Here is a 24,350-nt window from a genome sequence, read left to right as displayed (position 1 = left end):
ACGCGTGTGGCCGGAGAAACGCTATTCCGGCAGTCCGTCGAAGAAGGCACGCCAGTCAAATGGCGTGGCTAACGAGCCGTAGTCGATGCCGCCTTCCTGCATCGCATCCACGATGTTGTCCTGCAAACGCGCACACGCGTCGCTCATGAACGGCACGATGCCGGCCTCTTCCAGCGTCTGCGAGACTTCGCGCATTTCCGCCGCGCGCCGCCGCCCATGCTCCGCGACGCGGCTGATCAGGTAGCCAGGCACGTCCGCGTCATCGCGCATCTTCGTGAACGTTTCGGCCAGCGAGGCCAGTACGATCGACTCGGCGTCGTAGTGCCGTGCGGCGCGCAGACACTCCACCGTCAATGCTTCGATGCCTTTGATCATGACGCTGCGGCACATCTTCGCGGCCGACGCCACGCCGATCTTCTCCGACACGGCACGCGCGTTGAGGCCCAGCGGCGTGAGCAGAGCCGCGACGCGCGCGGCCTCGGCGCCGCCCAGCAGCATCGGCACCGCGAGACCATAAGGCGGCACGGGCGCCATGACGGCGGACTCCACGTACCGCGCACCGGCGTCTTCGATGCAAGCCTGCGCGTGCTGCTTGGTGTGCGGCGAAACCGAGTTGATGTCGAGGTAGATTTGATCCGGCGCGATGCAGCTTGCGACCGCTTGCGCCACTTCGAGGTCGGCTTGCGCGGTCACCGCGGAGACGATGATCTGCGCATGCTCGATGGCACTTGCCAGCGTATCGCCGACACGAACGCGCGCGGCCTGCGCCTTCTCACGCAGCGCGTCGCGCCGCAGGTCGAACATCGATACCTGTACGCCTTTCGCGGCCAGCGCCGAACCGAGTATTCCGCCGGCCTCACCGAAGCCGACGAATGCAATGCGAGAAAGATCGTTCATGAGCGCGCTTCCTGCGCCGATACATCGCGCGAACTCATTGCAATGCACCCGACCTTCGCGCGATATGCATTGTGTTTGCGCGCAGCGATTGCGCTTCCTGCCCGCCGCAAGAAACCGGTGCGTTGCGTGCTCATCACCAGCATTGCCTTGTCCGCCATTTCCACCTCGCCAATGTTCGCCATGTGAAAATGATCATTGTAGGATCCGATAGCGCGATGGGAAGGATCTAAAAGTGCGCACATTGCCATCCAATCTGTTTATCGACGCCGCGAAGCCGCGTTGGGCCTCCGATTTCCTCATCAACCTGCGAAGAACCGTGCGAGTTTCAACGTCGTAACAGCGGCGCTCCCGCTTGCGACATGGACTTATGAAATCAACGCGATATATAAAGCGTGGCCGTGACACAGTCGGCGCCAATTGCCCGACAATAGGGGCCGCGACGGTCTGGCCGAGGCCGTCGCCCATCACATCGCCCAGAGACCACGCAATGAATAAACGCCACTTCCTGACCAGCGCCGCGCTACTGAGCGCGGCGGCTGCGCCTGCATTCGGGAGCCAGCGCGTCCGGAAAGAAGCCTGTGCGGCATCGCCCGTCGTTCTGACGATCACCGGCGCGATCAAGCGGCACAATCGCGGCGCGCTCGATCCCGCATTCGACCAGTTGCTCGCCAAGCATCAGGTGAAGTTCTCCGAAGCGTATGGCGTCGATTTCGCTACGCTCGCCGGCATGCCGGCCGTGACGATCAAGCCCACCACCGAATACGATTCCCGTCAGCACACCTTGAGCGGCCCGCTGCTCACCCAGGTACTCGAACACGTCGGCGCACCCAGCGCGGGCAGCACGCAAATCGTCATGCATGCGGTGGACGGCTACGCGGTCGCGACGACGCTCGACAAAGTGCGCGCCTACAAATTCATCGTGGCGACACAAATGGACGGCAAGCCACTGCCGCTCGGTGGCGTCGGTCCGCTGTGGGCCATCTACGACGCGGATAACATCCCCGAGTTGTCGAGCAAGCCGCTCAAGGACCGCTTCGAGCTGTCACCTTGGGGCCTGTATCACCTGCAGGTGACTGAGGCTTGAGGGTTAAGGGCACGTCGACGCAATCGCCCCACAAGCGCACCACGCGAGTCAACTGAGCGTGCGCCCCGCCGCGCCAAACCGTTCGACGCACGCCTGCCGCACCCGCTCGACCGGCATCGACCAATCCTCATCCGGCGCGCGGCGGAACAGGCGCAGCGTGTGCGGATACCACGGCGAATCGCTGCGATCGTGCAGCCAGCGCCAATCGATATCTATTTCCGGCAGCATCACCCAGCACGGCTTACCGAGCGATGCGGTCAGATGCGCGATGGACGTGTCCACGCAAATCACCAGATCGAGTTGCGCGATGATCGCGGCGCTGTCCGCGAAATCCGTCACGCGCGAGCCGAGGTCGAGCAGCGGTTGATCGGCTGGCGGATGGCGCGCCTCGTCCTCGCCGCGCCCTTTTTGCAGACTCACGAAGCTCAGTCCGGGCACGCTCCAGAGCGGCGCCAACATGGCGAGCGAAGGTATCGACCGGTTCGCGTCGTTATGATGATTCGCGTTGCCCTTCCACACGAGGCCAATCTTGCGACCCGGCGGCAGCGCGTCCAACACCGGACGCCACCGCTCGACCAACTCCGGCTCGGTCGCTAGACGCACGGCGCGCGGAATCGTGTCCATGCTAGTGCGCAGATGCAGCGGCGCGCTCAGCAGGCTCGTCCAGCAGTCGTAGTCAGACGACTGGGCGCGCGCGGTGTCGTGATCGAGCACGGCGTCGACACCGTCGACGCATGCCATCAGCCGGTGCAGCGACGGTGCGCAAGCAAAAGCGATATGCGAGGCGCCCTGCGCTTTCAGCAAGGCGAAATAGCGGCTGAACTGGATCATGTCGCCGAGGCCGTCTTCCTGCCACACCAGCAGGGACTTGTCGGCGAGCGTGTCGCCTTGCCACTGCGGGCAACCCAACATCGACGTGGTCTTGTGATGGACGAAACCGGGCTGCTCGTAGCGGTACTCGTACAGACGCCAGCCCTCTTCGAAGCGTCCCATGCCGAGCAGCAGCACAGCCAGGCCGAATTTCGCGTCGCCGTAATCGGCACGTAAAACGAGCGCCCGGCGATACGCGGTTTCTGCCTCGGGCAGTTGCATGAGTTGCGCCCGCGCCGCGCCGAGGTTGTAATGCGCCTCCGCCATCTCGGGACACACTCTCAATGCCTGCTCGAAAGCGTCGACGGCCGCCGGTAGACGGTCGAGCCGGCGGAGCACGCACCCCAGGTTGTTGTGCGCATGCACGAGATCGGGCCGCAGGCGAATCGCTTCACGGTAAGCCGATTCGGCCTCGAACAAATGCTCGAGTTTGCACAGCGCCACGCCGAGGTTGTAGTGCGCTTCGGCGTAGTCAGGGCGTCGCGCGATGGCTTCGCGATAAGTCGCTTCTGCTTCGGTTAAACGTTCGAGATCGGCGAGCACGGTGCCGAGATTCAGGAGAGCTTCCGCGTAATCCGGGCGAATGGCGAGGGCAAGGCGAAAAGCCAGTTCGGCTTCGGTGAGACGGAACATCGCCTTCAGCACGCCACCGAGATTGTTGAGCGCCTCCGGATACTGCGGCCGGATGGTCAGCGCCTCGCGGTAGGCGGCGTCCGCTTCGGCGAGACGGCCGAGCTCCATCAGCACGTTGCCCAGATTGTTATGGGCCTCCGCATGAGCCGGCAGTCCAGGCAGCGCCTGGCGGAACGCCGCTTCCGCTTCTGGCAGGCGGCGCAGTTCGTGCAGCACGATGCCGCGGTTATAGTGGGCTTCGGCGTAGTCGGGGCGAATCGCCAGCGCCTCGCGATACGACGCCTCCGCCTCCTCCTTGTAGCCGAGCCCGTAGAGCACGGCGCCGAGATGATTGCGGGCGTCGGCGTGGCCAGGCCGCAGCACGACCAGTTGCCGGTAGATTGCCTTGGCCGCCGACAGACGGCCGAGCGACTTGAGCAGCATGCCGAGACTGCCGTACACCTCGGCATAGGCGGGTTTGATTTGCAGGCAGCGGCGCCAATGGCTTTCCGCATCAGCGGGCCGCTGCAAAGCAAACGAGCAGGCCCCGGCGATATTCAACGCGTCGGCGAGGGCGTCATCCGGCATCGCATCGCCGTCGACGAGCGGCGTCACCATCGACAAAGCCTCGGTGAATTGTCCGGCCGAGAACAACGAGACGGCCTGCTGGTTGATATCGTCGATCGAGGATGCGAGCTGCGTGTGGTTCATGAGTCGTGGTAACTGGGGTCGGCGATGATCCGGCCGGGTCGATCGCATGTGCCGCGCCTAACCGGCGCTTCAGCAGCCGGATCTGGCGTGCCGAAGCCTCGGTGCGGCCGGGAAAGCGGAACATGTACCACGCAGCTTACGTGAATCGGCGCCCCTGTAACGCGGCGAAATGAGCGGATTTCGGCCTTCTAATCTCACGCTATAACCGGCATTACGCGAGAAAAGACGGCGCGGCAATGTTAGAATCGCCCGCGTCCCTTACGCCCACCATCATGATTCCACGCTCTCGCAACCGCATGACCGCATGGCTTGGCCTGTTCGCCATGTGGCTCGTCGTGTTCGCGCCGGTCGTGAGTCAGATGCTGGTGTCGAACAGCGCGCACGAGCCCTTCGCCGCGCTCTGTTCGGCGCTGCAGCCGCGCGATTTCAGCGTGGCAGGCGTGGTAAGCACGGCGAGCGTGACGACCCAGGCCGCCCCCGCGCCGGTCCATCTGAGCCATGACGACGCGTTCGGCGCGTGCGGCTACTGTCATCTGCTCCAGCACCACGTCGCCATGCCGACGGTCGCCGCGGCCGAGCCGCCCGCCGCCCTCGCGCTTGCCGGCACCGCGCCGCCCACGCTGTCCACCCGCTTCACGCCGCTCGGCGCCTTTCCGTCCGGCCGTCCTAGAGCTCCGCCCGTCGTTTCCTGATCGCTATCGGTCCTGATCGCGCATTCGTCGCACCCGTCGAGGGGGCGCGCGATCGCCTGTTCATGCATCAAGGAAACGTTCATGCTCAACTTCGCCCTGCGAAGGCTGCCCTTTTGCGCCCGCCGTGGCGCGCACGGCTTCTCGCGTCAACCGCTATCCCGGCCGTTTTTGTCCGGCTATCTGCCAGCCATTGTTCCGGCGTTCGTGCCGGCTTTCGTCGCCTCGCACGCTCATGCGCAGAGCGCGAGCGCCGAGGCCGCGCTGCCCGCCATCAGCGTCAGCGCGAATGCGAGCGCCGCACCCCGCGCCGTCGACCCCAACCTGCCGGCTTCAGTCGAGACCGTCGCCCGCGAGCAGTTCGACAACTGGAACGTCGTCAACACCGAAGACGTCCTGAAGTACATGCCGAACCTCGCCGTGCGCAAGCGCTTTATCGGCGATCTGAATTCGATCATCGCCGTGCGCGGCACCAGCAATACGCAAAGCGCGCGAGGTCTCGTCTACGCGGACGGTCTGCTGCTCAGCAATTTGCTCGGCAACAGCTACTCGTTTCCGCCGCGCTGGTCGATGGTGTTTCCCGACGAGATCCAACAAGTGGATGTGATCTATGGGCCATTTTCCGCGCTCTATCCGGGCAATTCGCTCGGCGCGACCGTGCTCATCAGCACACGCATGCCGAAACAGTTCGAAGCGACCGCCGACGTCAAGGGCTTCACCCAGCACTTCAGCCTGTTCGGCGTGAATCAGAATTTCAACGGCAGCGAAGCCAGCGCGACGCTCGGTGACCGCATCGGCAAATTTTCGTTTCTGCTCGGCGTGAATCATCTGGAAAACACCAGCCAGCCGCTGCAATTCGCCACGCTCGCCAAGTCCAGCACACCCGCCAAAGCCGGCGATACGCCGGTCACCGGCGCCCACTTCTACAACAACCAGACCAACACCCCGACGGCGGTACTCGGCGTGAACGGCGAAGGCATCGAACACACGGTGCAGGACCAGTTCAAGCTGAAGATGCAGTACGACTTTACGCCGACGCTGCAGGCCGGCTTCACGCTCGGCTACTGGCATCAGACTTACAACAGCCAGACCTCGAGCTTTCTGCGCGATGCAAACGGCAATCCAGTCTATAGCGGCAAGGTGGCGATCGACGGTTACGAATACACCATTCCCGCCGCCGCATTCGCGCCGAGCCTGGGCCATAGCGAGAACTGGCTCTATGGCCTGTCGCTAAAAACGCGCAATGCCACCGGCTGGAATGGCGAAGCGATCGCTTCGTACTACGACGTCGGCAATAGCGTGGCGCGCACCGCGAATTCCGGCGCGCCGGGCAACGGTCCAGGCACGGTGATCTTCGGCGACGGCGCCGGCTGGAAAACGCTCGATCTGCGCAGCACCTATACGCCCGCGACGCAACAGGCGGGGCTCGCGAATCATGCGCTCAGCTTCGGCTATCACTACGACAACTACTTCCTCGACAACGAGAGTTACAACACGCTGAACTGGCGCGACGGCGCGGCGACGTCGTTCGCCAATGCGTTTGCCGGCAAGACGCAGACCCAGGCGCTCTACGCGCAGGACGCGTGGCGCTTTCTGCCGCGCTGGAAGCTCGTCTACGGCGTGCGCTACGAAGACTGGCAGGCGTATGGCGGCTCGCAGTCGCTGGGCGGTACGACCCTGCCGTACAGCGACGCGAGCCAGCAGCACTTCTCGCCGAAAGCCTCCTTGTCGTTCGACGTCACCGACGATCTGATCGTGCGCGCGTCCATCGGCCGCGCCTATCGCTTTCCGACGGTCAGCGAGTTGTTTCAAGGGCAGATCAACGGCTCCACGATCGTCAACAACAATCCGAACCTGAAGCCCGAAGACGATCTCTCGAAGGAACTGACCGCCGAATGGGCGCACTGGAACGGCGTGTTCCGCTTCTCGCTGTTTCAGGACGACGTGAAGAACACGATCTTCAGCCAGACCGATACGACCGTGATTCCCAACGTGACGAACTTCCAGAACATCGGCAAGGTCCGCTCGCGCGGCGTGGAAACGAGCTACTCGGGAGAGAACGTGCTGCTGCGCGGCCTGGACCTGCTGGCGAGCGTGGCCTACACGCAGTCGAAGATCATCGCCAACGCGCAGAACCCGGCCACGGTCGGCAAATACTTCTACCGGATTCCACTGTGGCGCGCGGATCTCGCCGCGACGTATCACTTCGACGAACGCGCGGCCCTCACGCTTGCCGCGCGCTATTCGGGCCGTCAGTACAACACGCTCACCAACACCGACACGAATCCGGACGTGTTCGGCGGCACGAGTTCGTACACGGTGGCCGACGCGAAATTCACCTACAAGCCGACCAGGCTGAGTGAAGTCGGCATCGGCGTCGACAACCTGTTCGATGCCCGCTACTTCGTCTACCACCCATATCCCGGCCGCACGTTCTACGTGGAAGCGAAACTGCGCATGTAAGAGCGCTGAACGTGCCGCAGTCGAGTGCACAGCCACGCTGCTCGAACCGATCGATTCATTTTTTGCTTCAGGAGGATTTCATGTCCACCACCGCTCCCACCGACGCTCGGAGAATCACACCAGCGACCACCGCGGTCCATCCGGGCTACCGGACGCTTTGGCGCTGGCATTTTTATGCGGGCCTCTTCGTGATGCCGTTTCTGGTCGTGCTGGCGATCACCGGCACGCTGTATTGCTTCCAGCCGCAAATCGAGCCGCTGCTTTATCCGCAGCGCCTGATCGTCGCACCGCAAGCCGTACCGAGGCTGCCCGAAGACGCGCTGCTGGCGAGAGCGCGTGCGGCCATGCCGCCGGATGCTGTCGCAGTGACCGCGGTCGTCGCGAGCGCGCCGGAGCGCAGCGCCGAATTCATCTTCCGTCTCGCGGACGGCGATAAGCAGAGCGTCTATGTGAATCCCTACACCGGCGCGGTGCTGGGCACGCTGAGCGTCGAGCGGCGCTTCATGCAGGTGGACCGGATGCTTCATCGCAAACTGCTGCTCGGCAAACCCGGCGAGTTGCTGATGGAACTCGCCGCGTGCTGGACGCTCGTGATGATCGGCACCGGCGTCGCGTTGTGGTGGCCGCGCGAGAAAACCACCGCACGTGCGGCGCTGTTGCCGCGCTTCACGCTGAAGGGGCGCGCGCTGTGGAAGAACGTCCACGCCGTGATGGGCATCTGGCTCGCGCTCGGTGCGCTCGCGTTCGTATTGACGGGACTGCCGTGGACGGGTTCATGGGGCAAGCAGTTCAAGGCGCTCGCGACCGCCGCGAATCTCGGCGCGCCGCCGGGTTCGTGGGGCGGTTTGCCGTTGCAATCCGCCATGCCTGGAAAGAGCGGCATGCAGCCCTCCGCGGCGGACACGCGCGCAGCGGATGCGGCGCAAGATGAGCACGCCGAACACAACGGCCACGGCATCCATGCCGCTAACACGGACTCGATGCCCGGCATGGTCATGGACGACCTGCCTCTGCCGCTCACGCCCTGGGCCGTCGGCAACACACGCGTGCCAAACTCCGACGCCAACACCAACTCCGGCTCCGATGAGGCAACCGCGATACACCCGCTGCCGCTCGGCCGTGTCGTCGCACTGGCGGCCTCGCTCGGCGTGACGGACGGCTACAACATCGTGCTGCCTGCTTCCTCGACCGGCGTCTACACCGTCTCGTACTTCCCGGACGATCCCAAAGGCGAACGCACGCTGTACATCGACCAATACAGCGGCGCAATCCTGAAGGACATCCGCTATGCCGATTACGGCGCGGTGTCGAAGGCCGTGTCGTACGGCACGTCGCTGCATATGGGCCGCTATTTCGGCGTCGCCAACCAGATTCTCTGCGCCGCGATTTCGTTAGGGCTGGCGGCGATGGCCGTCACCGGCTGTGTGATGTGGTGGAAGCGGCGGCCGCAACGCACGCTCGGCGCACCGTCGCGCGAACGTGCCGCGCCGCCGATGCGCGGCTGGAAAACCGGCCTCGTGCTGCTCGGCATCGTGTTCCCGTTGATGGGCGCCACGCTGCTCGCGGTGTGGCTCGCCGACCGCGCGATTTTCGGCCGTGGTTCGCGCCGCGCCGGTGTCGTCCAGACGGAGGCTGCGCAACAGTGAGCCGGCCCGTGTTTCCGCGGAAACGGACCTTGGCTTGCACAAACACGTTGCAGTCTATGAACGTTTACGCTACATTTTGCTCGATTATGATCGTTTCATAGACCGAGCAAGGTGAAGACATGCAACGAACGCGACAGGAAGCCATCGACGGGCTGCTGCCCGAGCAGCGCGAACAGCTCATTCTGGAGCGGCTGCGGGCGCACGGGCGCGTGCTGGCGTCGGCACTCGCGGCGGAACTCCAGACTTCGGAGCACACGGTGCGACGCCATCTGCGTGATCTCGCCGATCAGGGCCATTGCAAACGCGTCTATGGCGGCGCCCTGCTGATCTCGCCGGCCGACAAACCCGCGTCGGTGCGCATGGGCGAAGCTGTGGATCGCAAGGCCTGCCTCGCCGCCGCCGCGGTGTCGATCGTCCGCTCGAAGCAGATCATCCTGCTGGATGCGGGTTCGACGAACGTCGCGATTGCCGACGCGCTGCCCGACAATGCGGACCTGACCGTCGTGACGAATTCACCCGAGGCCGCCGCCCGTCTGCTGAACCGGCCGGGATTCGAGGTAATTCTCGTCGGCGGACGGATCGCGCGCGGCGCGGCGGGCTCGCTCGGCGCAACTGCCTTGCTGCAGATCCAGCAGATCCGCGCCGATCTCTGCTTCCTCGGCGCCTGCGCGCTCGATGCGGACGAAGGTGTCGCCGCCTTCGACGCCGAAGATGCCGAACTCAAACGGGCGATGCTAAAGGCAAGCGGCCAGATCGCCATCGCCATGACTTCGGAAAAGCTGATGACGGCGGCGCCGTTCTCGGTGGCGCCCGCTTCCGCCGTCGACTACCTGTTCGTCGAAGCCGACGTGAGCGCCGCACGCCTCGCCAGCCTCGAAGCCGTCTGCGACAACGTGATGGTGGCCCGCTCATGACATCGTCCGCTGCTGCCCCTATCAAGCCCGTCAAGGAACGCATCGCGACCTTGGGCGTGTTTCTCGCCAACGGGTTCGGCATCGGCGCGTGGGCCGTCGAAGTCCCGCGCATCAAGGAAAGCCTGGCGCTGGGCGACGCCTCGCTCGGGATCGCGCTGTTCGCCTTCGCGCTCGGCGCCATTGTCGCGATGCCGCTGGCGGGACAACTGGCGCCGCGCTTCGGCAGTGGCCGCGCCACCGCGCTGCTCGGCGCGGCATTCGTCATCGCGCTGCCGCTACCCGCCCTGGCACCGGGCATGGCGGCGCTGTGCGTCGTGCTGTTTCTGCTCGGCGCGGCGAACGGCGCGCTCGACGTCTCCATGAACGGCCACGCCAGCACGATCGAAACGCAGTGGCACGCGCCGATCATGTCGTCGTTTCATGCGGCCTGGAGCGCGGGCGGCCTGCTCGGCGCCGCCACGGGCGCAATGCTGCAAAAAGGCGGTGCCGGCGTGATCGGCGGCCTGTTGATACCGGACCTGTTCATCGCTGTCCTGGTCGTCGCTGCCGCGGTGCTCGCGTTGCGTGATCTCGGTCCGAGAGCCGCTGCCGCGTCGAGCGGCCTGGCGTGGCCTTCGTCAGCCGTGATGAAGCTCGCGATGCTCGCGTTCCTTTGCATGCTGGTGGAAGGCGCGGTCGCCGACTGGAGCGCCGTGTATCTGCGCTCGGCATTGAACCGCGAGGCCAGCGTCGCCGCGATCGGCTACTCCGCGTTCGCCTTCTCGATGGCGGCGTGCCGCATCGTCGGCGATGTGTCCGTGCGCCGTTTCGGCTCGAGCAAGGTCGTTGCGCTGGGCGGTCTGATCGCGGTGGCCGGCCTTGCGCTCGTGCTGAGCTGGCCGACGGTCTTCACCGCTTGCGTGGGCTTCGCGATGGTCGGTGTCGGCCTCGCGAATATCGTTCCGGTGATTTTCAGCGCGGCGGGCCGCTCGACGCTCACGCCGGCGACCGGCGTGTCGATGGCCGCCACCTTCGGTTATGCGGGCTTCCTGGTCGGGCCGCCGTTGATCGGCCTCGGCGCGGGCCTGCTCGGCCTGCGCCTTGCGTTGTGCGTGCTCGTCATGGCGACGTTGGTCGTCTGCCTGGTCGGCGGCAAGGCGGTGCGCAGCGCACGGCTTGCTTAGAACACGCCTAGAACAGGCCCGGAATCACGCGGTAACGCACGCGGGCCTTGTAGGTACGATAGCCTTCGTCCGCCGAGAGAAGCTGCTCCTCGCGCACGATGCGCCCGACCTGCAACGCGAACTGACAACCGTACACCAGCAGGTTTTGCAGACCGAAGTTCACCAGCAGAAAACCGATGTCGGTGATGAAGTAACCGAGGTACATCGGATGCCGAACGAAGCGATAGGCGCCACGCGATACGACGCCGCGATTGGCCGGCAAGATGCCGAACGAGCGGCGCAGCGAGGCCTTGGCGAACATCTGCCAGCAAATCCCCAAAAGTTGCAGCGCCGCGCCGATGGTCTCCGGCACGAGCTGCGCGCCGGGCGCGAGACGCACGGCGAGAAAGTAGTACGTACCGCCCATCGAGCAAATGAAGGCGAACGGCCGCCAGTCGCGTTTCATCGGCACCCGCGTGAAGAGCGACAAGCCCACCGTGAAGCAAGCGGCGACCACCAGCAATAACAGCGTGATCCGCGACGGCGCCGCGCGCCATTGCGTGATCGCAGCGTAGGCAAACAGACTCAGCATGAGCGCGGCGCCCGCGCGCGCAACCACCTCCACCAGCGCGTGGCGCAGGCCGACCGCGCTGCCCGAATCGGCGGACATGGTGCTCGATGCCGAAGCGCCTTGCGCGCTGACGGCGAGTGGCAGGTCTTGCAAAGGTGTCGTCGGGGTCATGGCGCGCTCACTTGGAAATACGAAGGATTTGCGAAGCCAGTTGCGAAAAGCACGGCTTCAGATCGGCTGGCGTCGCGGCGTAGCAGTACACGCCGACGGGCTGTTTTGAGTTGTAGCAACGCGAGGGCGAATCGGCGGTGTTCGCCATGCACTTGAGCACGTCCTGGCCGATTTCGTTGTCCGGACCGGCGGGCTGCACCAGTTCGGGTCCGTAACCGAGCGTGAACACGTAGGTGCCTTCGGCGCGCGCCGCCGCGGCCATCGCTTCGAGCAGATTGCGCGACGCGCGGTTGACGTTCACATACGTGATGTCGCCGTTCGGCACGGCACGCGGCGCGGCCACGGGCCAGATCGGGAAGACCTGTTCGTTCTTGTCGTGCGCGTTGTACCAGTTCGGCATGGCCGTCACGAGCTTGGTCACGTTGCTCTGGTAGCACGGCGAACCGAGCTGCTGGCTGAGCGAATTCATGTTGTACAGCCCGGACATCGTGCCCGCGCTGTCCGGGCTCGCGATCGTGCCGGCGGTATTGTTGCAACCGCTCTGATTGGTCGTGAAGAAAGAGGAGAAACTGTTCGGCGCGCCGTCCGAGAAGAACACGATCACCCGCAAGCTGGACGGCTGCGTGATCACCGTATTCAACTGGTTGCGCGCGTTCCAGATCGCTTCGGCCGAATTGGTGCTGCCATTGAACGAGTATTTTTTGATGTCGGCGGTCATCGTCGCGCGATCGAAACCGCGCGTATTGCCTTTGAACGGCACGTCGACCACGGTGCCGTAAGCGAAGTGCATCAGCGCCACACGGTCGTTGGTCACATCGAAATTATTGAGGAAGGCCACCGCATTCGAGCGCACCGCGGCCGGCACGCCGGAAGTGTTCAGCGAGCCCGTGGTATCGATCACGAACGCCATATCCAACGTCTTGCGAATCGCCTGCGAGGACGAACTCACGTTCAGCACCTTGAATCCAAGTACCTTCGTGAAACTGACCGGCACGCTCGCCTGCGCGGTCATGCCGATCGTCACCGTGCCGCCGGTGTTGAACACGATCGAGGGTGTGCCCGCCGTCACGCTGGAGCCGAGAAAACCCGCGGGATAGTTCGCCGCGAAAAAGGCCGTCGCCGCCTGCTGTGCGTTATTGGTCTGCTCCGTCTGGTTGCTGCCGCGCGTGACCGCCTCGCCGGCCGCGATCACCGCGCCGTCGGTGGCGGCATCCAGACGTGCCTTGATCATGTAGCCGAAACCGGAATCCACCGCGAGACCGAGGATGCCTAGCAACGCGATCAGCGACACCGCCACGATGATGCTGACCGATCCCCTCTGCCGTCTTCTGAACGCCGCTGTTGTTTTCATTACTACCCCCGGTCCTGCGTTTTTTTTATTTGGCTCGGCTGTTCGCCCGGTCAGAACACCGTCATTGCGTAGAGATTCGGCGAGAGCGCAGGTGTCGTGAAGCCGCCGCCGAGATCCAGCGAACCGATCAGTGGCGTCTGCAGATAGAACGCCTCGACCACGTAAGCGATCTGGCCGTCGGAGAGCTTGCCTTGCAGCAGGTTTACCACCGGCGACGTCTTCCCCGCGGCTGGAATGCCACTGCAACTGCCGGTGCCGTCCGTCGCCCAGCGCGTGCCGGCGTTGCCGCAATTCCATAACTGGCTCGCCGGATAGTAATTGCCGCCGTTCCAGCGATACTGCGCGACCACCACGCCCGTGCAATTGTTGCCGCTGCTGTCGCAGTTGTTGTTACCCATGATCTCGGTGATGTAGATCATGCCGTTGGCGTTCATGTTCAGCGGCGGTGTGGTCGATGTGAGCGAGGACATGATGGTCTGCATCGGAAACGTGAGCGACGCGCGCGAAGACAGGCTCGCGCCTTCGCGGCTCACGTTGATCAGAATCATCTGTGCCTGGACGTTGCGCGCAATGTCATACACCGGCAGCGCGAGCGCCACCAGCATCGGCAGCAACAACGCCATTTCCACGCTGACGATGCCTTTGGACGCGCGGCGGCTCCGCAAGGAACGTGTACGCATGTCAGAAGCCCTCGTTGCGCATCGTCGCCGCGACGCTGAAGCTGAAATTGCCGCTGGCGAAGAACGGCTTGACCAGCGGCGTGAGAAGCGGCCAGATGCAGTTGATCTGCAACACCACGATATCGCCGGGATTACCGAACATGCCGGTGCTGTAACTCGTCTGCGTGTTGTAGGTCTGGCTCGCGCCATTGATGGTGATCACGTAACTCGGCGAGACGAGTGAATAGAGACCCATCGAGCTGTCCTTGATCTCCTGCACGACGGCCAGGTAACGCTGCTGGTTGGTCGCGTTCGGGTCGAGGTTGGTTTGCCCCGTTACCGAATAACGCGCGCCTTCCCTCACCGCGTATTGCATGGTCAGATTGACCCACAGCGCGACGCCGAGATCCATGGCGATGCACAGCAGCAGAAACAGCAGCGGCGCGACCAGCGCGAACTCGATCGTGGCGGCGCCGCGCTGCTTGCGCGCAGGTCCGCGCCTGCCCGCGCGCGCCACTGCGCTAAAGGTGGACTTCTGGCGAGCGGCTTTCATTTCGTCTCCTTGTCCAGCAGCGGCACCGGCTTGCCGCCGAGCCCCGTGCCGCGCTCGGCGTGCAGGCGCAGCGGCCAGCAGAATGCTTCCAGCAGCGAACGCGGTTGCGCGCCGTCGTCGAGACCGGTAGCCGGCCACTCCTCTCGGGCCGGCACCCACTGCGTGTCGAACAGGTGATCCCACAGCGGCAGCAGTTGCGTGAAGTTATGGTCGAAATGCTCAGTGCGGTTCGAATGATGCAGGCGGTGATATTGCGGATTGTTAACCCACGTGATGTAGCGGCCGAGGTCCACGCGCAGATTCAGATGCGCGAAATAATTGCCGAACATGAATACGATCGAAGTCAAACCGACAATCCACGGTTCGACCTTGAACAGCACGCCGACGAGCGGATAGAGCAGACAGCCCTTGATGAGCGATTCGATCCAGTGGTGCCGCCACGTGACCGTGACATTGAACTCGACCGCGCTATGGTGCAGCGAATGCAGCTTCCACAGCATGGGCCACGTGTGCTGCAGGCGGTGAAACGCGTATTCGAGCACGTCGATGGTCAACAGCACGATCACGAACGAGGCCAACGCGCCGAACCCGTGCGAGTTCAAGACCACCATGCCGCCGCCGAGCGCATTCACGATCGCAATGCTCGCCGCCGCAGTCAACGGCCTCATCGCTTCCGCCATCGCCAGATACACGCCCGCGTAGGCCACGTTGAAACGCTGCCCGGCGCGCGATTGCAGCATCACGGCAGGCCAGCGCCGTTCCAGCGCCGCGCCCGCGGCCATCACCACCAGCCCGAGCGCGTACGCGCGCAGCCAGATGCTTGCGTGATTCATCAGATCAGGAAACGGGCTGGATGCAAACATGTGATTCTCCAGTGAATGCCTGGCGTTCAACCACCCGAGATGCCGTTGATGGCCGGGAACAGCTGACGCATGACCTGGATCGCTGACGGACCGACCAGCACAGCCAGCAGCGTTGGGAAAATAAAAAACATCAGCGGAAACAGGAGTTTCAAAGCGATCTTCGCAGCCTGCTCTTCCGCGCGCAAGCGCCGTTTGGTGCGCAAGTTGTCGGTATAAACACGGAGCGAGTCGCCCACGCTGGTGCCGAAGCGGTCAGCCTGAATCAGCATCGCGGCGAGCGTGTCGATATCTTCCACGCCGGTGCGCAGCGACAGGTTGCGCAAGGCCTTGTCGCGGCCCGAGCCGGCACGCAGCTCCAGCAGCACCATGTCGAATTCATCTTTCAGCGTGTGGCTCTTCACGCCGATTTCCTGGGTGACGCGCATCATCGCCGCGTCGAGGCCGAGGCCCGCTTCCACGCACACGGTCATCAGATCGAGCGCGTCGGGCAAATCTTCGAACAGCTTGCGCTGCCGGCTTTCGACGAGGCGCGTCATCACGAGGTTCGGCAGGTAGAAGCCGAGCGCCGACGCGGCCAGCACCGTCAGCAGCAGATAGATGCGCTGACCAGCTTCGAAGGCGTTGCCGAAACAGATCAGCGCGATGGCCGGCAGCGCGAGCGCCAGCACGGTCTTGGCGGCGAAATAGATCGCCGGCGCAGACGGTGTGCGGATGCCCGCATTCGCGAAGCGCAGACGCAGCGCCGATTTGTCCCAGTCCTCTTTCGGCAGCGACAGTTTGGCGACCCGCTCGGACATCTTCGTGACCGTCTCGACCCAGTTCTTCTGTGCGCCGGCGTCCCTTTCGCTGGCGACGTCGGGCTGCCCGAGTTCCTCGATGCGCCGTTGCACAGGATCGGGGCGCAGCAGTGACATCGCCTTCAGCGCCGCGCCGAACACGATCAGGAACATCACCCCCAGCAGCACGATCTGTTCTATTTTCATGATCTGCGGGCAGGGCCCGCGCTCCTCGTGTCGAAAGCAGTGGTCTAGATATGGATGCGCACGACTTTGCGCATCCACAGGATGCCGAACAGCATCATCGTTATCGCCACGCCGGCGAGTTGCACGCCGGCCGGGTCCGTCCAGAACACACTGATGTAGCCCGGATTGAGCACCGTCAGCAGCCCAAGAATGGCGAACGGCAACACGCCGAGCACCCAGGCCGACAGGCGTCCTTCCGCCGACAACACGCGCACCTTGCCGAGCAGCTTGAGCCGCTCGCGAATGATGCCGGCGATGGAACCCAGAATCTCCGCCAGATTGCCGCCCGCCTCACGCTGGATCAGCACGGCGATCACGAAGTAGCGCAGGTCCTCGACCGGTACGCGGCTCACCATGTTCAGGAGCGCGTCGTTCATCGAAACGCCGTAGTTGATCTCGTCGAACACCAGCGCGAATTCGCCGCCGAGCGGTTCGGGCAACTCCTCGCCGACCATGCCGAGCGCGGCGGGAAAGGAATGCCCGGCGCGCAGTGCGCGAGCGATCAGATCGGCCGCATCGGGCAACTGGCGCTCGAGTTGCAGCACGCGTTTGGTGCGGTTGCGGCGCAGAATCGTGACGGGCAGCAGGCAGGCCACGACGGCGAGCACGCTCATGACCGGCGCTGGCACGTGCAACACGAAGCCGGCAAAAGCGCCCGCGAGTCCGCACAGCAACGTGTAAGTGATGAAGCGCGCCACCGACCACTTCAGCCCCGACTGCTGCAACTGCCGGTCGAGCGCATGCACCCGCGGCATGCGCAGTAGCAGGTTCGTGACGAACGGCGACTCGCTCAGCATGCGCTGCTTGAGAATCGAGAGCTGTTGGCTGCTCACGTTGCCACCCGCGGAGAGCGCGCGAATGCGCTCGTCCATGCGTTTGACGTCCTTGCCGTGATGGCTGCTCCAGAACAGATAGACGGCCTCGATGGCGAGCACGACCGCGAGAAACGCGAGCACCGCAAAACCGATAAACGACGTGTTCATGTCCCTCTCCTCAAACCCGTGGCGCGTTCATACTTCGAAACGCCGTGCCGGATCGAACATCTGGTCCGGCAGCACGATGCCGAAGCCCGCCAGCCGCTCGCAGAATTTCGGCCGCACGCCGCTCGCGCAAAAATAGCCTTTGATCATGCCGTTTTCGTCGACGCCGGTGCGCTTGAACGTGAAGATCTCCTGCATGTTGATGATGTCGCCTTCCATGCCGGTGATTTCCTGAATGCTCATCAGCTTGCGGCGCCCGTCGGTCAGACGCGAGGCCTGCACCACCACCGTGATCGCCGAAGCGATCTGCTGACGGATCGCCTTGATCGGCATCGGCAGACCCGCCATGCCGACCATGTTCTCGAGACGCGTGAGCGCGTCGCGCGGCGTGTTCGCGTGCAGCGTCGCCATCGATCCTTCGTGGCCGGTGTTCATGGCGTGCAGCATGTCGAGCGCTTCGGCGCCGCGCACTTCGCCGAGCACGATACGGTCGGGGCGCATCCGCAGCGCGTTGCGCACCAGCGAGCGCTGCGAGATTTCGCCCTTGCCTTCGATATTCGGCGGCCGCGTTTCGAGCCGCAGCACGTGCTGCTGGCGCATCTGCAATTCGGCTGCGTCTTCGATCGTCACGACCCGCTCGTCCTCGGGAATGAAGCCGGAGAGCAGATTGAGCAGCGTGGTTTTGCCGCTGCCCGTGCCGCCGGAAATCAGCACGTTCAGCTTCGACTTGATCAGCGCTTCGAGCAGTTGCGCCATCGCGGGCGTGAAGCTCTGGTTGTTCACCATGTCGGTGACCGTGAGCGGATTCACCGCGAAGCGGCGAATCGACACCAGCGGGCCGTCGATCGCGGACGGCGGAATGATCGCGTTGACACGCGAGCCGTCGGGCAGGCGCGCGTCGACCATCGGCGTGGATTCGTCGATCCGGCGACCCACGCGCGAAACGATGCGCTCGATGATCTTCATCAGATGCGCGTCGTCGTAGAAGGTCACGTCCGTATGTTCGAGGCGGCCGCGCCGTTCCACATACACGTGCTGCGACGTGTTGACCAGAATGTCGGAGATGGTCGGGTCGTTGAGCAGCGGTTCGAGCGGGCCGAGGCCGACCATTTCGTCGTGCACGTCCTGGGCAAGACGGCGGCGCTCGAGTTCGTTCATCGGGATCTTGTCTTCGTCGACGATCCGCTCCACCAGTTGCGCCAGTTCGCGCTTGATCTGCTCGGGCGACAAGCGTTGCAGCTTGTCGAGCTCCACCCGGTCGATAATCGCCTGATGAATGTTCATCTTGAGCTGCTGATACGCGCGCCGCGCCGCGAGGCTGTCGGCGGCCGCGCCGGCGGCCGCCGTCGCGGGACTGGCGCTGTCGAACGACAACGTGCCGCTCTGGATCATCAACTGTTCGCGCAATGACATGGTGCTCTCCGCATTCTTTTCGATGGCAACCGGGCTTGAACGGATTCAGGCGGCTCAGTGTCCGGGCTTCAACTGCGGCGGCGAATTCGGCCGGCTGGCGAACAGACGCCCGAGCACGCTCTTGCGCTCCGCAACCGGCAACGGCCACAGCAACGCGGCCAGTTGCGAGATGCCCTGGGCGAGCGCGCCGCCCTTCGCGCCGGTGACGAGCGGCACGCCGTGATTCAACGCCTCGGTGGCCTGCTTCTCATCGCGCGGCAAGTGATGCGCGACTTTCGCGCCGAACGTTTCTTCGAGCGTCGCAAGGTTGATGCGCGCATTCTTGTCGTACTGGTTGACGATCACTTTCACCTTGCTCGCCGGATAGCCGAGCTCCTTGAAAATGTCGAGTATGCGGCGGCCCGCATGCAGGTACAGAATGTTCTGCCGCACCACCATGCAGATCGAGTCGCTGTGATCGAGCGCGTGGATCGCGAGCGGATTGATGTTCTGGCCGACGTCGATCAGCACCGCGTCGTATTGCTCGCGCACTAACGTAAGAATGCGTTCGAGATGCGCGGCGCGCAATTCGCCCGATTTGACCGGATCGCCCGCGCCGGCCAGCACGTCGAGATTCGCGTGCACGTGCATCACGCAAGATTCAAAGAAAGCGGCGTCGAGCCGGTCGATCTGCGAGCACAGGTCCGCGAGCGTGGCAGGCGGCGCTTTGTCGGCGACCAGCAGGCTCGCGTCGGCGAATTGCTGGTTCAGGTCGATCAACAGCACGCGCTTGTCGCGCAAGGCGGCCAGCGCGTAAGCGAGATTCACGGCGATCAGGGTGGTGCCGCTGCCGCCCTTGCAGGACGTGAACGACACCACGCGGCCGTCGCGGCGCACGCCGGCGTGTTTCTTCGCCGAGACGTGGGCGAGCGCGTCGGCGATCTCGCGGTCGTCGAGCGGCCAGGACAGCACGTGCCGCACGCCGACGCGCATCGCCGCCATCAGCAGCGTGGTCGACGGCGCCGGGGTCACCAGCATGCAATGCAGATGCGGGAGGTGGGACAGCACCTCCTCGACGCCGCTCAGATCACGCGGCGTCAGGTCGGCGTCGTCGACGATCAGCAGATCGGCGCTCTTGATCGCCGCGGCGTGCACGCGCAACTGCTTCGCTGTACCGTGCAGCGTACGCAGACGAAACGCGATGCTGCTTGCCTCGAGACGCGCCGCGATCTGCGGCGCGCGCTCGGCGCTGGACGAAATCAGAAGGGTGTCGATCATGGTAAGTCTCCGCTGGCGCTAAACCGAGCCGCCTGGTTGTGTCGCTTCAATACCCGTTCGATGAGCCGACGCCGATCGTAAAGGCATTGGTCGGCGGGGGCGGCGCGGTAAACGATTTGGCGTAGCTCTTCTGCGCCGCGGCCGCTGCCGTGCCGTCGATACCCGCAACCGGATCGTTATTGGCCGAGGCATTGGGATTGAGCGTCTGCATTTCCTTGATCTGGTTGACCGAGTCGCCGAACGTCGCGTCCCAGTGCGGCGTCGAGCTCAGGCAGCCGGCGAGCGCGGCGCTCAAGCCGGCGCACAGCGCCGTGCGGATCAGTGTCTTGGTGTTTGTCATGTCGATCTCCGGTAGGCCGCGCGTTACTGCGAGGCGTGTGAGTCGCTGGTTTCCGGCGCGGCCGGGATCACAGCCACCGACGCAGCCGCGCTCGGTGCGGGTGCGGGAACCGGCACGGGTGCCGGCGCCGGTGCCGGTGCCGCTGCGGGTGCCGAAGCCCCCGCAGCCGGCGCGGCGCGCTTCTCGCCTTCCATGTGGCCGGTCAGGTACACGTTCGCTTCGCTGGCGTCGCCGAAGTGGTCGGTCGGCAGCGGATAGTGCTCCGGCAGCGGTTTGGCGAGACGCGGCGTCACGACGAACACCAGTTCGGTCTTGTCCTGCTCGTAGCTGGTGCTGCGGAACAGCGCGCCGAGCACGGGCAATTCCGCGGCGCCGGGCAAGCCCTTGATTGTGCCGGTCACGTTGCTCTTCAGCAGGCCGCCGATCGCGAAGCTCTGGCCGTCGAACACCTGCAGCGTGGTGGAGGCGCGCCGCGTCGTGATCAGCGGCAGGATCGAGGTCGTGTTCGAGTTGCCGGCGCTGACCACCACGCCGGTGGACGACAGTTCGGACACTTCCGGCGCCACTTTCAGGTTGATGCGGCCGCCTTCGAGCACGGTCGGCGTGAAGGTCAGGCCGACACCGTACTGTTCTTCCTGCAGCACGATGGTCGTGCCGCCCGCGCCGTTGCTTTGCGGCACCGGAATATAGACTTTGCCGCCCGCGAGGAAACTCGCTTCCTGGCCGCTGATCGCGATCAGGTTCGGCTCGGCGAGGATCTTCACGAGCTGATCGGTTTTCTGCGCGTCGATGGCCATCTTGAGCGGCGAGTTGTTCGCTTTCGATGCGGTCAGCGCGCTGAGTCCGCCCGACAGGTAATTGGCCAGCAAGCCGAAGCTCCAGCTGCCGATGCCGCCGTTGATGTTGGCCGCCATACCGAGCTGGTCGATCAGCGTCTTCGAGACTTCGGCGACCTTCACTTCGAGCATGACCTGCTGCGGCGCAGCCACATGCATCATGTTGATGATGCGTTCGCCGCCCGCGCTGCCGAGCGACGGCGCCGGCATGCCCATCGCGCGCGGCGCGGCGCCGACCGGCAAGGGGCCGTTGCCCATCGGCGCGGCGCCTTGCAAGGCGGTGGTGGGACGGGACACGAAGGCGCGCGCCAGTTCGAGCACGCGTTCGGCCTTGACCGCATCGGTGACCGTGCCGGTCAGCACGAGCGTATCGGCGGCGGCCTTCACCTGAATGCCGGTTTCCTCGGGCATCAGCGCGGCGAGAGTTTGTTGCAACCCGCCCGGGTCCGCGCCGACGCTCACGTCGATGATCGTGCAGGAGCCGCTGCGGCCTTGCACGATCATGTTGGTGGTGCCGACGTCGGAGCCGAGCAGATAAAGTGTTTGCGGGGAAACGAGCATGGCCTGCACGACCGACGGATTGCCGACGGTCCGGCTCTTCACCGGTTCGCGCACATCGACCATCGCGGATTTGCCGACCGGGATCGTCACCGAGCTATGTTCTGCGACCGGGCCGCTGCAATTCGGTCCGCGGCTGCCTTGCTGCGCGCCGCCTGACGAAGCGCCCGCGCCCATGCCGCTCGCGGCGATGGTCAGACGCACCGAACCATTCGACGCCAACGTGAGCGGCACGTCCGGCAGGCCCGGCACGCCCGCGGCGGCGTTCTGGCCGGCCGCTTGCGCCACCGGCAGCATCGTCAGGTACATGCCCAGCAGCAAACAGGTGCAGGCTTCGGCGATCCGCGTGCGGCCGCGCGGCGAGCGCGGATTCGCTTCGCGCTCGCCGCGCGGGTGCTGCGGCGCGCTAGCGCGCTGAGTCGTTATGGCGTTCATGTCCTACCCCCGTTATTTGCCGCATTTTTTTGCGTGCTGGTCTGGATGTCAGTCACGCGTCGGTCGCGGCTTGCAGGCTCGAGCCTGTCAAAAGCATTCTTGTCTTGCGTCGGCGCCGTCGAGCACTCGCACGCAGTTGGCCGGCGCATGCGCCGCCACCTTGCGCACGATGCGCACCGGCTTCGGCTCAGGTGCGGGCACCACGGCGACCGGCGTTTGCAGCAGGCTGGCCTTGGTGGCGCCGGCGGTGTCGATCGCTTTCGGATCGATCTGGTTGCGCAACACCAGCGACAGCGTGCCGATGCTGCGTGCAAGGTCGATCTTCTCGGCCTGTTCCGGCGATACTTCGAGCGTCACCGCGTCGACCACCTTCGGCTTGGTTTCGTCGCGACCCACTTCCTGCGCGACGGCCAGCACGAGAATCTTTTCGAGCACGATCTTCGAGATGTTCTGGTCACGCGTTGCACCAGGGTCGCGGCCATCCTTCTGCGTGTTGACGATGATGTCGACGTAATTGCCCGGCAGCGCGAAGCCCGCGACGCCGATCACGTCGTTCACCCGCACCGTGATGGCGCGCTTGCCTTCGCCGATCACCGCCGAGAGGCCGCCGAGCGTGCCGACCGGCGTGAGCTTCGCCTCGAGAATCGGTTCGCCGTGCAGCAGGCTTTCCTTCAGCACGCGGCCGTCGAGTTTCTGGATGTCGGTGAAGGAACCGGGCGGCACGCTATTGGACGGCCAGTCGGTGAGCTTGAGGAAGTCCGGGCCGATCCGCTGACCGAGATTGATATCGGATGCCGCCACCACGACCTTGGTCGTGGCATTCGACGACTGCGAGACCATCCAGCGCGAGGCGAACACCACCGCGGTGAGGCCCGCCAGCGTCGCGATCAGCAGCATCGTTACAGCGCGCGCGTTTTTCATTTTCAACCCCCGATTTTGTCCTGCCCCGGCACCCGTCACACGCTGGCGAACAACACGCATGCGCTGCCTATTGCTATCGCGACGCCGTAGGGCATGGTCCCCGTCGCACTGCTTTCAGCCACACTGCCCGACCTTCGCAGCGCGCCGTTTCCCGGCGTCGCGCAGCTGATCACCAACGCCGCCACCCCGCTTAGTCCGGCGCGCATCTGGCGACGCCGAAGCCATATTGCGAGCGACCCGATCCCACCGATCACGCAGGTCGCCAAACCTATTTCGAGTGCGCCGTAAGCGCCGCAGAAAGCGCCGATCGCCGCCATCAGCTTCACGTCGCCCGCGCCCAGCAGCCGCATCGCGTAGCCCGGCAGGAAAATCGCGCCGCCGGCCAGCAGGCCGCCCAACCACATCGTCATTCCGTCGACACCGCCGTGCGTGAACCACTGCACCGGTATCGCCACGATCAATCCTGTCGCCACCAACCAGTTAGGAATCCGGCGCGTTTGCATGTCCCACAGTGCGGCGACGAGTACCAGTGTCATCACGCACGGTCCAACCGGAAAGGGAACCCCGTTCATTGCCTGCTCCGTTTCAAGGATCGAATTGCCCTTCTGGAGTCGTTTCTTTTGAGCGCTGGGCCGTCGCTACCCTGTCTCGAAGGACCGTCGAGGCAGGGCGGGCGATCGGCTTTGCGCTTCTTGCCTCGCAGTACGTCAGGTAGCTTTGGAGGCTCCGCTCAACTTGGTCGAAATAGTGCTGAACACAGCTTTCAGGTTGGTGCCCAGCGTCGTCACCGTCACAATGATCGCCACTGCGATCAGGCCGGCCAGCAGGCCGTATTCGATTGCTGCCACACCATCTTCTTCGCGCAGAAATTGTTGGATCGTGTTCTTCATGCTAACCCCCGTAGAGTGAAAGTTGACTTCGGTTTTTTGCCGTCTTAAGCCGCCTGAAAAACAGGCGTATCGAGCGGCGTTCAAGCCCGTCACGAGGACGGAAAAAAGGGGCGAGGCCAACGCTTTGCTTCGTCACGATCACAAGTGGCCGATACCCCGTATCGATCACCGTGTCGTTGTTTATCGACATCTGTTTTCGTTGACCCCGCCGCACCCCGTAAAACGCGTGGACTTCCCCGAACGCGGTTCACGAAGACTGTTGTTGCTGCCGGAATCTTTTTGCTGCGTCCCGGTTGCAACGTGTTTTTTCGTTTTGTGACTCTCTATTTGCAACGGGTATGCCAGCAGGCCTCAAACCCTTGCTGGGCAAGGATTGGCGATTCGGCGGGGAGTGCTGGAGCAAGTTCGCAACACGCGATGACTCGAATTTGAGACGCAGGAAAGGGCCTGGGCGGAGCCCGCCTGCCATGCTTCGCGCACTATTTCCGGCGTGTGGAAAACC

The 24,350-nt window shown here is 64.2% G+C and carries 22 protein-coding genes; 6 read left to right on the top strand and 16 right to left on the bottom strand.

All coding sequences use genetic code 11. From position 1 onward, the window contains the following. Positions 1-21: 21 nt before the first annotated feature. Positions 22-897, bottom strand: a complete 876-nt coding sequence (locus tag ACQKRQ_RS04290) for a DUF1932 domain-containing protein (RefSeq protein ID WP_427475262.1) — start codon at positions 895-897, stop codon at positions 22-24. A 487-nt stretch (positions 898-1,384) separates the two neighbouring features. Here ACQKRQ_RS04290 and ACQKRQ_RS04285 point away from each other — a divergent pair, with 487 nt between their 5' ends. Next, a complete protein-coding gene (locus ACQKRQ_RS04285) occupies positions 1,385-1,981 on the top strand; it encodes a molybdopterin-dependent oxidoreductase (RefSeq protein WP_427475260.1) in 597 nt (198 codons plus the stop codon). A gap of 48 nt (positions 1,982-2,029) precedes the next feature. Here the strand turns inward: ACQKRQ_RS04285 and ACQKRQ_RS04280 are convergent, their stop codons facing one another. Beyond that, positions 2,030-4,174: a tetratricopeptide repeat protein gene (locus ACQKRQ_RS04280; RefSeq protein WP_427475258.1), complete on the bottom strand. Its 2,145-nt coding sequence runs from the start codon at positions 4,172-4,174 to the stop codon at positions 2,030-2,032. Between the two features lie 272 nt (positions 4,175-4,446). Here ACQKRQ_RS04280 and ACQKRQ_RS04275 point away from each other — a divergent pair, with 272 nt between their 5' ends. From ACQKRQ_RS04275 to ACQKRQ_RS04255, 5 genes are all read left to right on the top strand, one after another. Further along, positions 4,447-4,866 (top strand): DUF2946 domain-containing protein, encoded by a 420-nt coding sequence (locus ACQKRQ_RS04275; protein WP_408182790.1) that lies wholly within the window; start codon positions 4,447-4,449, stop codon positions 4,864-4,866. A gap of 81 nt (positions 4,867-4,947) precedes the next feature. Continuing rightward, on the top strand, positions 4,948-7,326 hold the full coding sequence (locus ACQKRQ_RS04270; RefSeq protein ID WP_427475256.1) for a TonB-dependent receptor: 2,379 nt from the start codon (positions 4,948-4,950) through the stop codon (positions 7,324-7,326). A gap of 80 nt (positions 7,327-7,406) precedes the next feature. Next, entirely contained in the window at positions 7,407-8,972 is a 1,566-nt protein-coding gene (locus tag ACQKRQ_RS04265; protein ID WP_427475254.1) for a PepSY-associated TM helix domain-containing protein, read from the top strand. Positions 8,973-9,091: 119 nt separating this feature from the next. Beyond that, positions 9,092-9,886, top strand: a complete 795-nt coding sequence (locus tag ACQKRQ_RS04260) for a DeoR/GlpR family DNA-binding transcription regulator (protein ID WP_132377612.1) — start codon at positions 9,092-9,094, stop codon at positions 9,884-9,886. Then, a complete protein-coding gene (locus ACQKRQ_RS04255; protein ID WP_408182794.1) occupies positions 9,883-11,049 on the top strand; it encodes an MFS transporter in 1,167 nt (388 codons plus the stop codon). The genes ACQKRQ_RS04260 and ACQKRQ_RS04255 overlap by 4 nt, the downstream gene beginning before the upstream one ends. 7 nt (positions 11,050-11,056) lie before the next feature. On the opposite strand, the gene ACQKRQ_RS04250 is transcribed toward ACQKRQ_RS04255, so the two are convergent. The 14 genes from ACQKRQ_RS04250 to ACQKRQ_RS04185 all read right to left on the bottom strand — a co-directional run bounded on the left by ACQKRQ_RS04250 (position 11,057) and on the right by ACQKRQ_RS04185 (position 23,848). Beyond that, complete coding sequence (locus tag ACQKRQ_RS04250) at positions 11,057-11,770, bottom strand: methyltransferase family protein (protein ID WP_427475252.1); 714 nt, start codon at positions 11,768-11,770, stop codon at positions 11,057-11,059. Between the two features lie 7 nt (positions 11,771-11,777). Continuing rightward, on the bottom strand, positions 11,778-13,121 hold the full coding sequence (locus ACQKRQ_RS04245; RefSeq protein WP_427475250.1) for a VWA domain-containing protein: 1,344 nt from the start codon (positions 13,119-13,121) through the stop codon (positions 11,778-11,780). Positions 13,122-13,171: 50 nt separating this feature from the next. Further along, positions 13,172-13,801 carry a TadE/TadG family type IV pilus assembly protein gene (locus ACQKRQ_RS04240; protein ID WP_132377616.1) on the bottom strand — a complete coding sequence of 210 codons (630 nt, stop codon included), beginning with the start codon at positions 13,799-13,801 and terminating at the stop codon, positions 13,172-13,174. Between the two features lies 1 nt (position 13,802). Next, positions 13,803-14,333 carry a TadE/TadG family type IV pilus assembly protein gene (locus ACQKRQ_RS04235; protein WP_427475248.1) on the bottom strand — a complete coding sequence of 177 codons (531 nt, stop codon included), beginning with the start codon at positions 14,331-14,333 and terminating at the stop codon, positions 13,803-13,805. After that, entirely contained in the window at positions 14,330-15,196 is an 867-nt protein-coding gene (locus ACQKRQ_RS04230; protein ID WP_427475246.1) for a sterol desaturase family protein, read from the bottom strand. The genes ACQKRQ_RS04235 and ACQKRQ_RS04230 overlap by 4 nt, the downstream gene beginning before the upstream one ends. Positions 15,197-15,222: 26 nt before the next feature. Continuing rightward, positions 15,223-16,179 carry a type II secretion system F family protein gene (locus ACQKRQ_RS04225; protein ID WP_408320090.1) on the bottom strand — a complete coding sequence of 319 codons (957 nt, stop codon included), beginning with the start codon at positions 16,177-16,179 and terminating at the stop codon, positions 15,223-15,225. Between the two features lie 44 nt (positions 16,180-16,223). Beyond that, positions 16,224-17,201, bottom strand: a complete 978-nt coding sequence (locus tag ACQKRQ_RS04220) for a type II secretion system F family protein (protein WP_427475244.1) — start codon at positions 17,199-17,201, stop codon at positions 16,224-16,226. Positions 17,202-17,228: 27 nt separating this feature from the next. Further along, positions 17,229-18,611, bottom strand: a complete 1,383-nt coding sequence (locus ACQKRQ_RS04215; RefSeq protein WP_132377621.1) for a CpaF family protein — start codon at positions 18,609-18,611, stop codon at positions 17,229-17,231. A 54-nt stretch (positions 18,612-18,665) separates the two neighbouring features. Beyond that, positions 18,666-19,868: an AAA family ATPase gene (locus tag ACQKRQ_RS04210; protein WP_427475242.1), complete on the bottom strand. Its 1,203-nt coding sequence runs from the start codon at positions 19,866-19,868 to the stop codon at positions 18,666-18,668. A 46-nt stretch (positions 19,869-19,914) separates the two neighbouring features. Further along, positions 19,915-20,208 carry a hypothetical protein gene (locus ACQKRQ_RS04205; RefSeq protein ID WP_132377623.1) on the bottom strand — a complete coding sequence of 98 codons (294 nt, stop codon included), beginning with the start codon at positions 20,206-20,208 and terminating at the stop codon, positions 19,915-19,917. 23 nt (positions 20,209-20,231) lie between these two features. Further along, positions 20,232-22,037 (bottom strand): type II and III secretion system protein family protein, encoded by a 1,806-nt coding sequence (locus ACQKRQ_RS04200; protein ID WP_427475240.1) that lies wholly within the window; start codon positions 22,035-22,037, stop codon positions 20,232-20,234. Positions 22,038-22,124: 87 nt separating this feature from the next. Continuing rightward, on the bottom strand, positions 22,125-22,958 hold the full coding sequence (gene cpaB / locus ACQKRQ_RS04195; RefSeq protein WP_132377625.1) for a Flp pilus assembly protein CpaB: 834 nt from the start codon (positions 22,956-22,958) through the stop codon (positions 22,125-22,127). Between the two features lie 35 nt (positions 22,959-22,993). Then, entirely contained in the window at positions 22,994-23,530 is a 537-nt protein-coding gene (locus tag ACQKRQ_RS04190; protein ID WP_427475238.1) for an A24 family peptidase, read from the bottom strand. A 135-nt stretch (positions 23,531-23,665) separates the two neighbouring features. Continuing rightward, complete coding sequence (locus ACQKRQ_RS04185; protein WP_427475236.1) at positions 23,666-23,848, bottom strand: Flp family type IVb pilin; 183 nt, start codon at positions 23,846-23,848, stop codon at positions 23,666-23,668. Positions 23,849-24,350: the final 502 nt, after the last annotated feature.

The organism is Paraburkholderia sp. NPDC080076 (assembly GCF_050281145.1).
Taxonomy (GTDB): Bacteria; Pseudomonadota; Gammaproteobacteria; order Burkholderiales; family Burkholderiaceae; genus Paraburkholderia.
The sequence above is the reverse complement of the archived record's forward strand: the minus strand, read 5'-3'. Positions and strand labels throughout refer to the sequence as shown.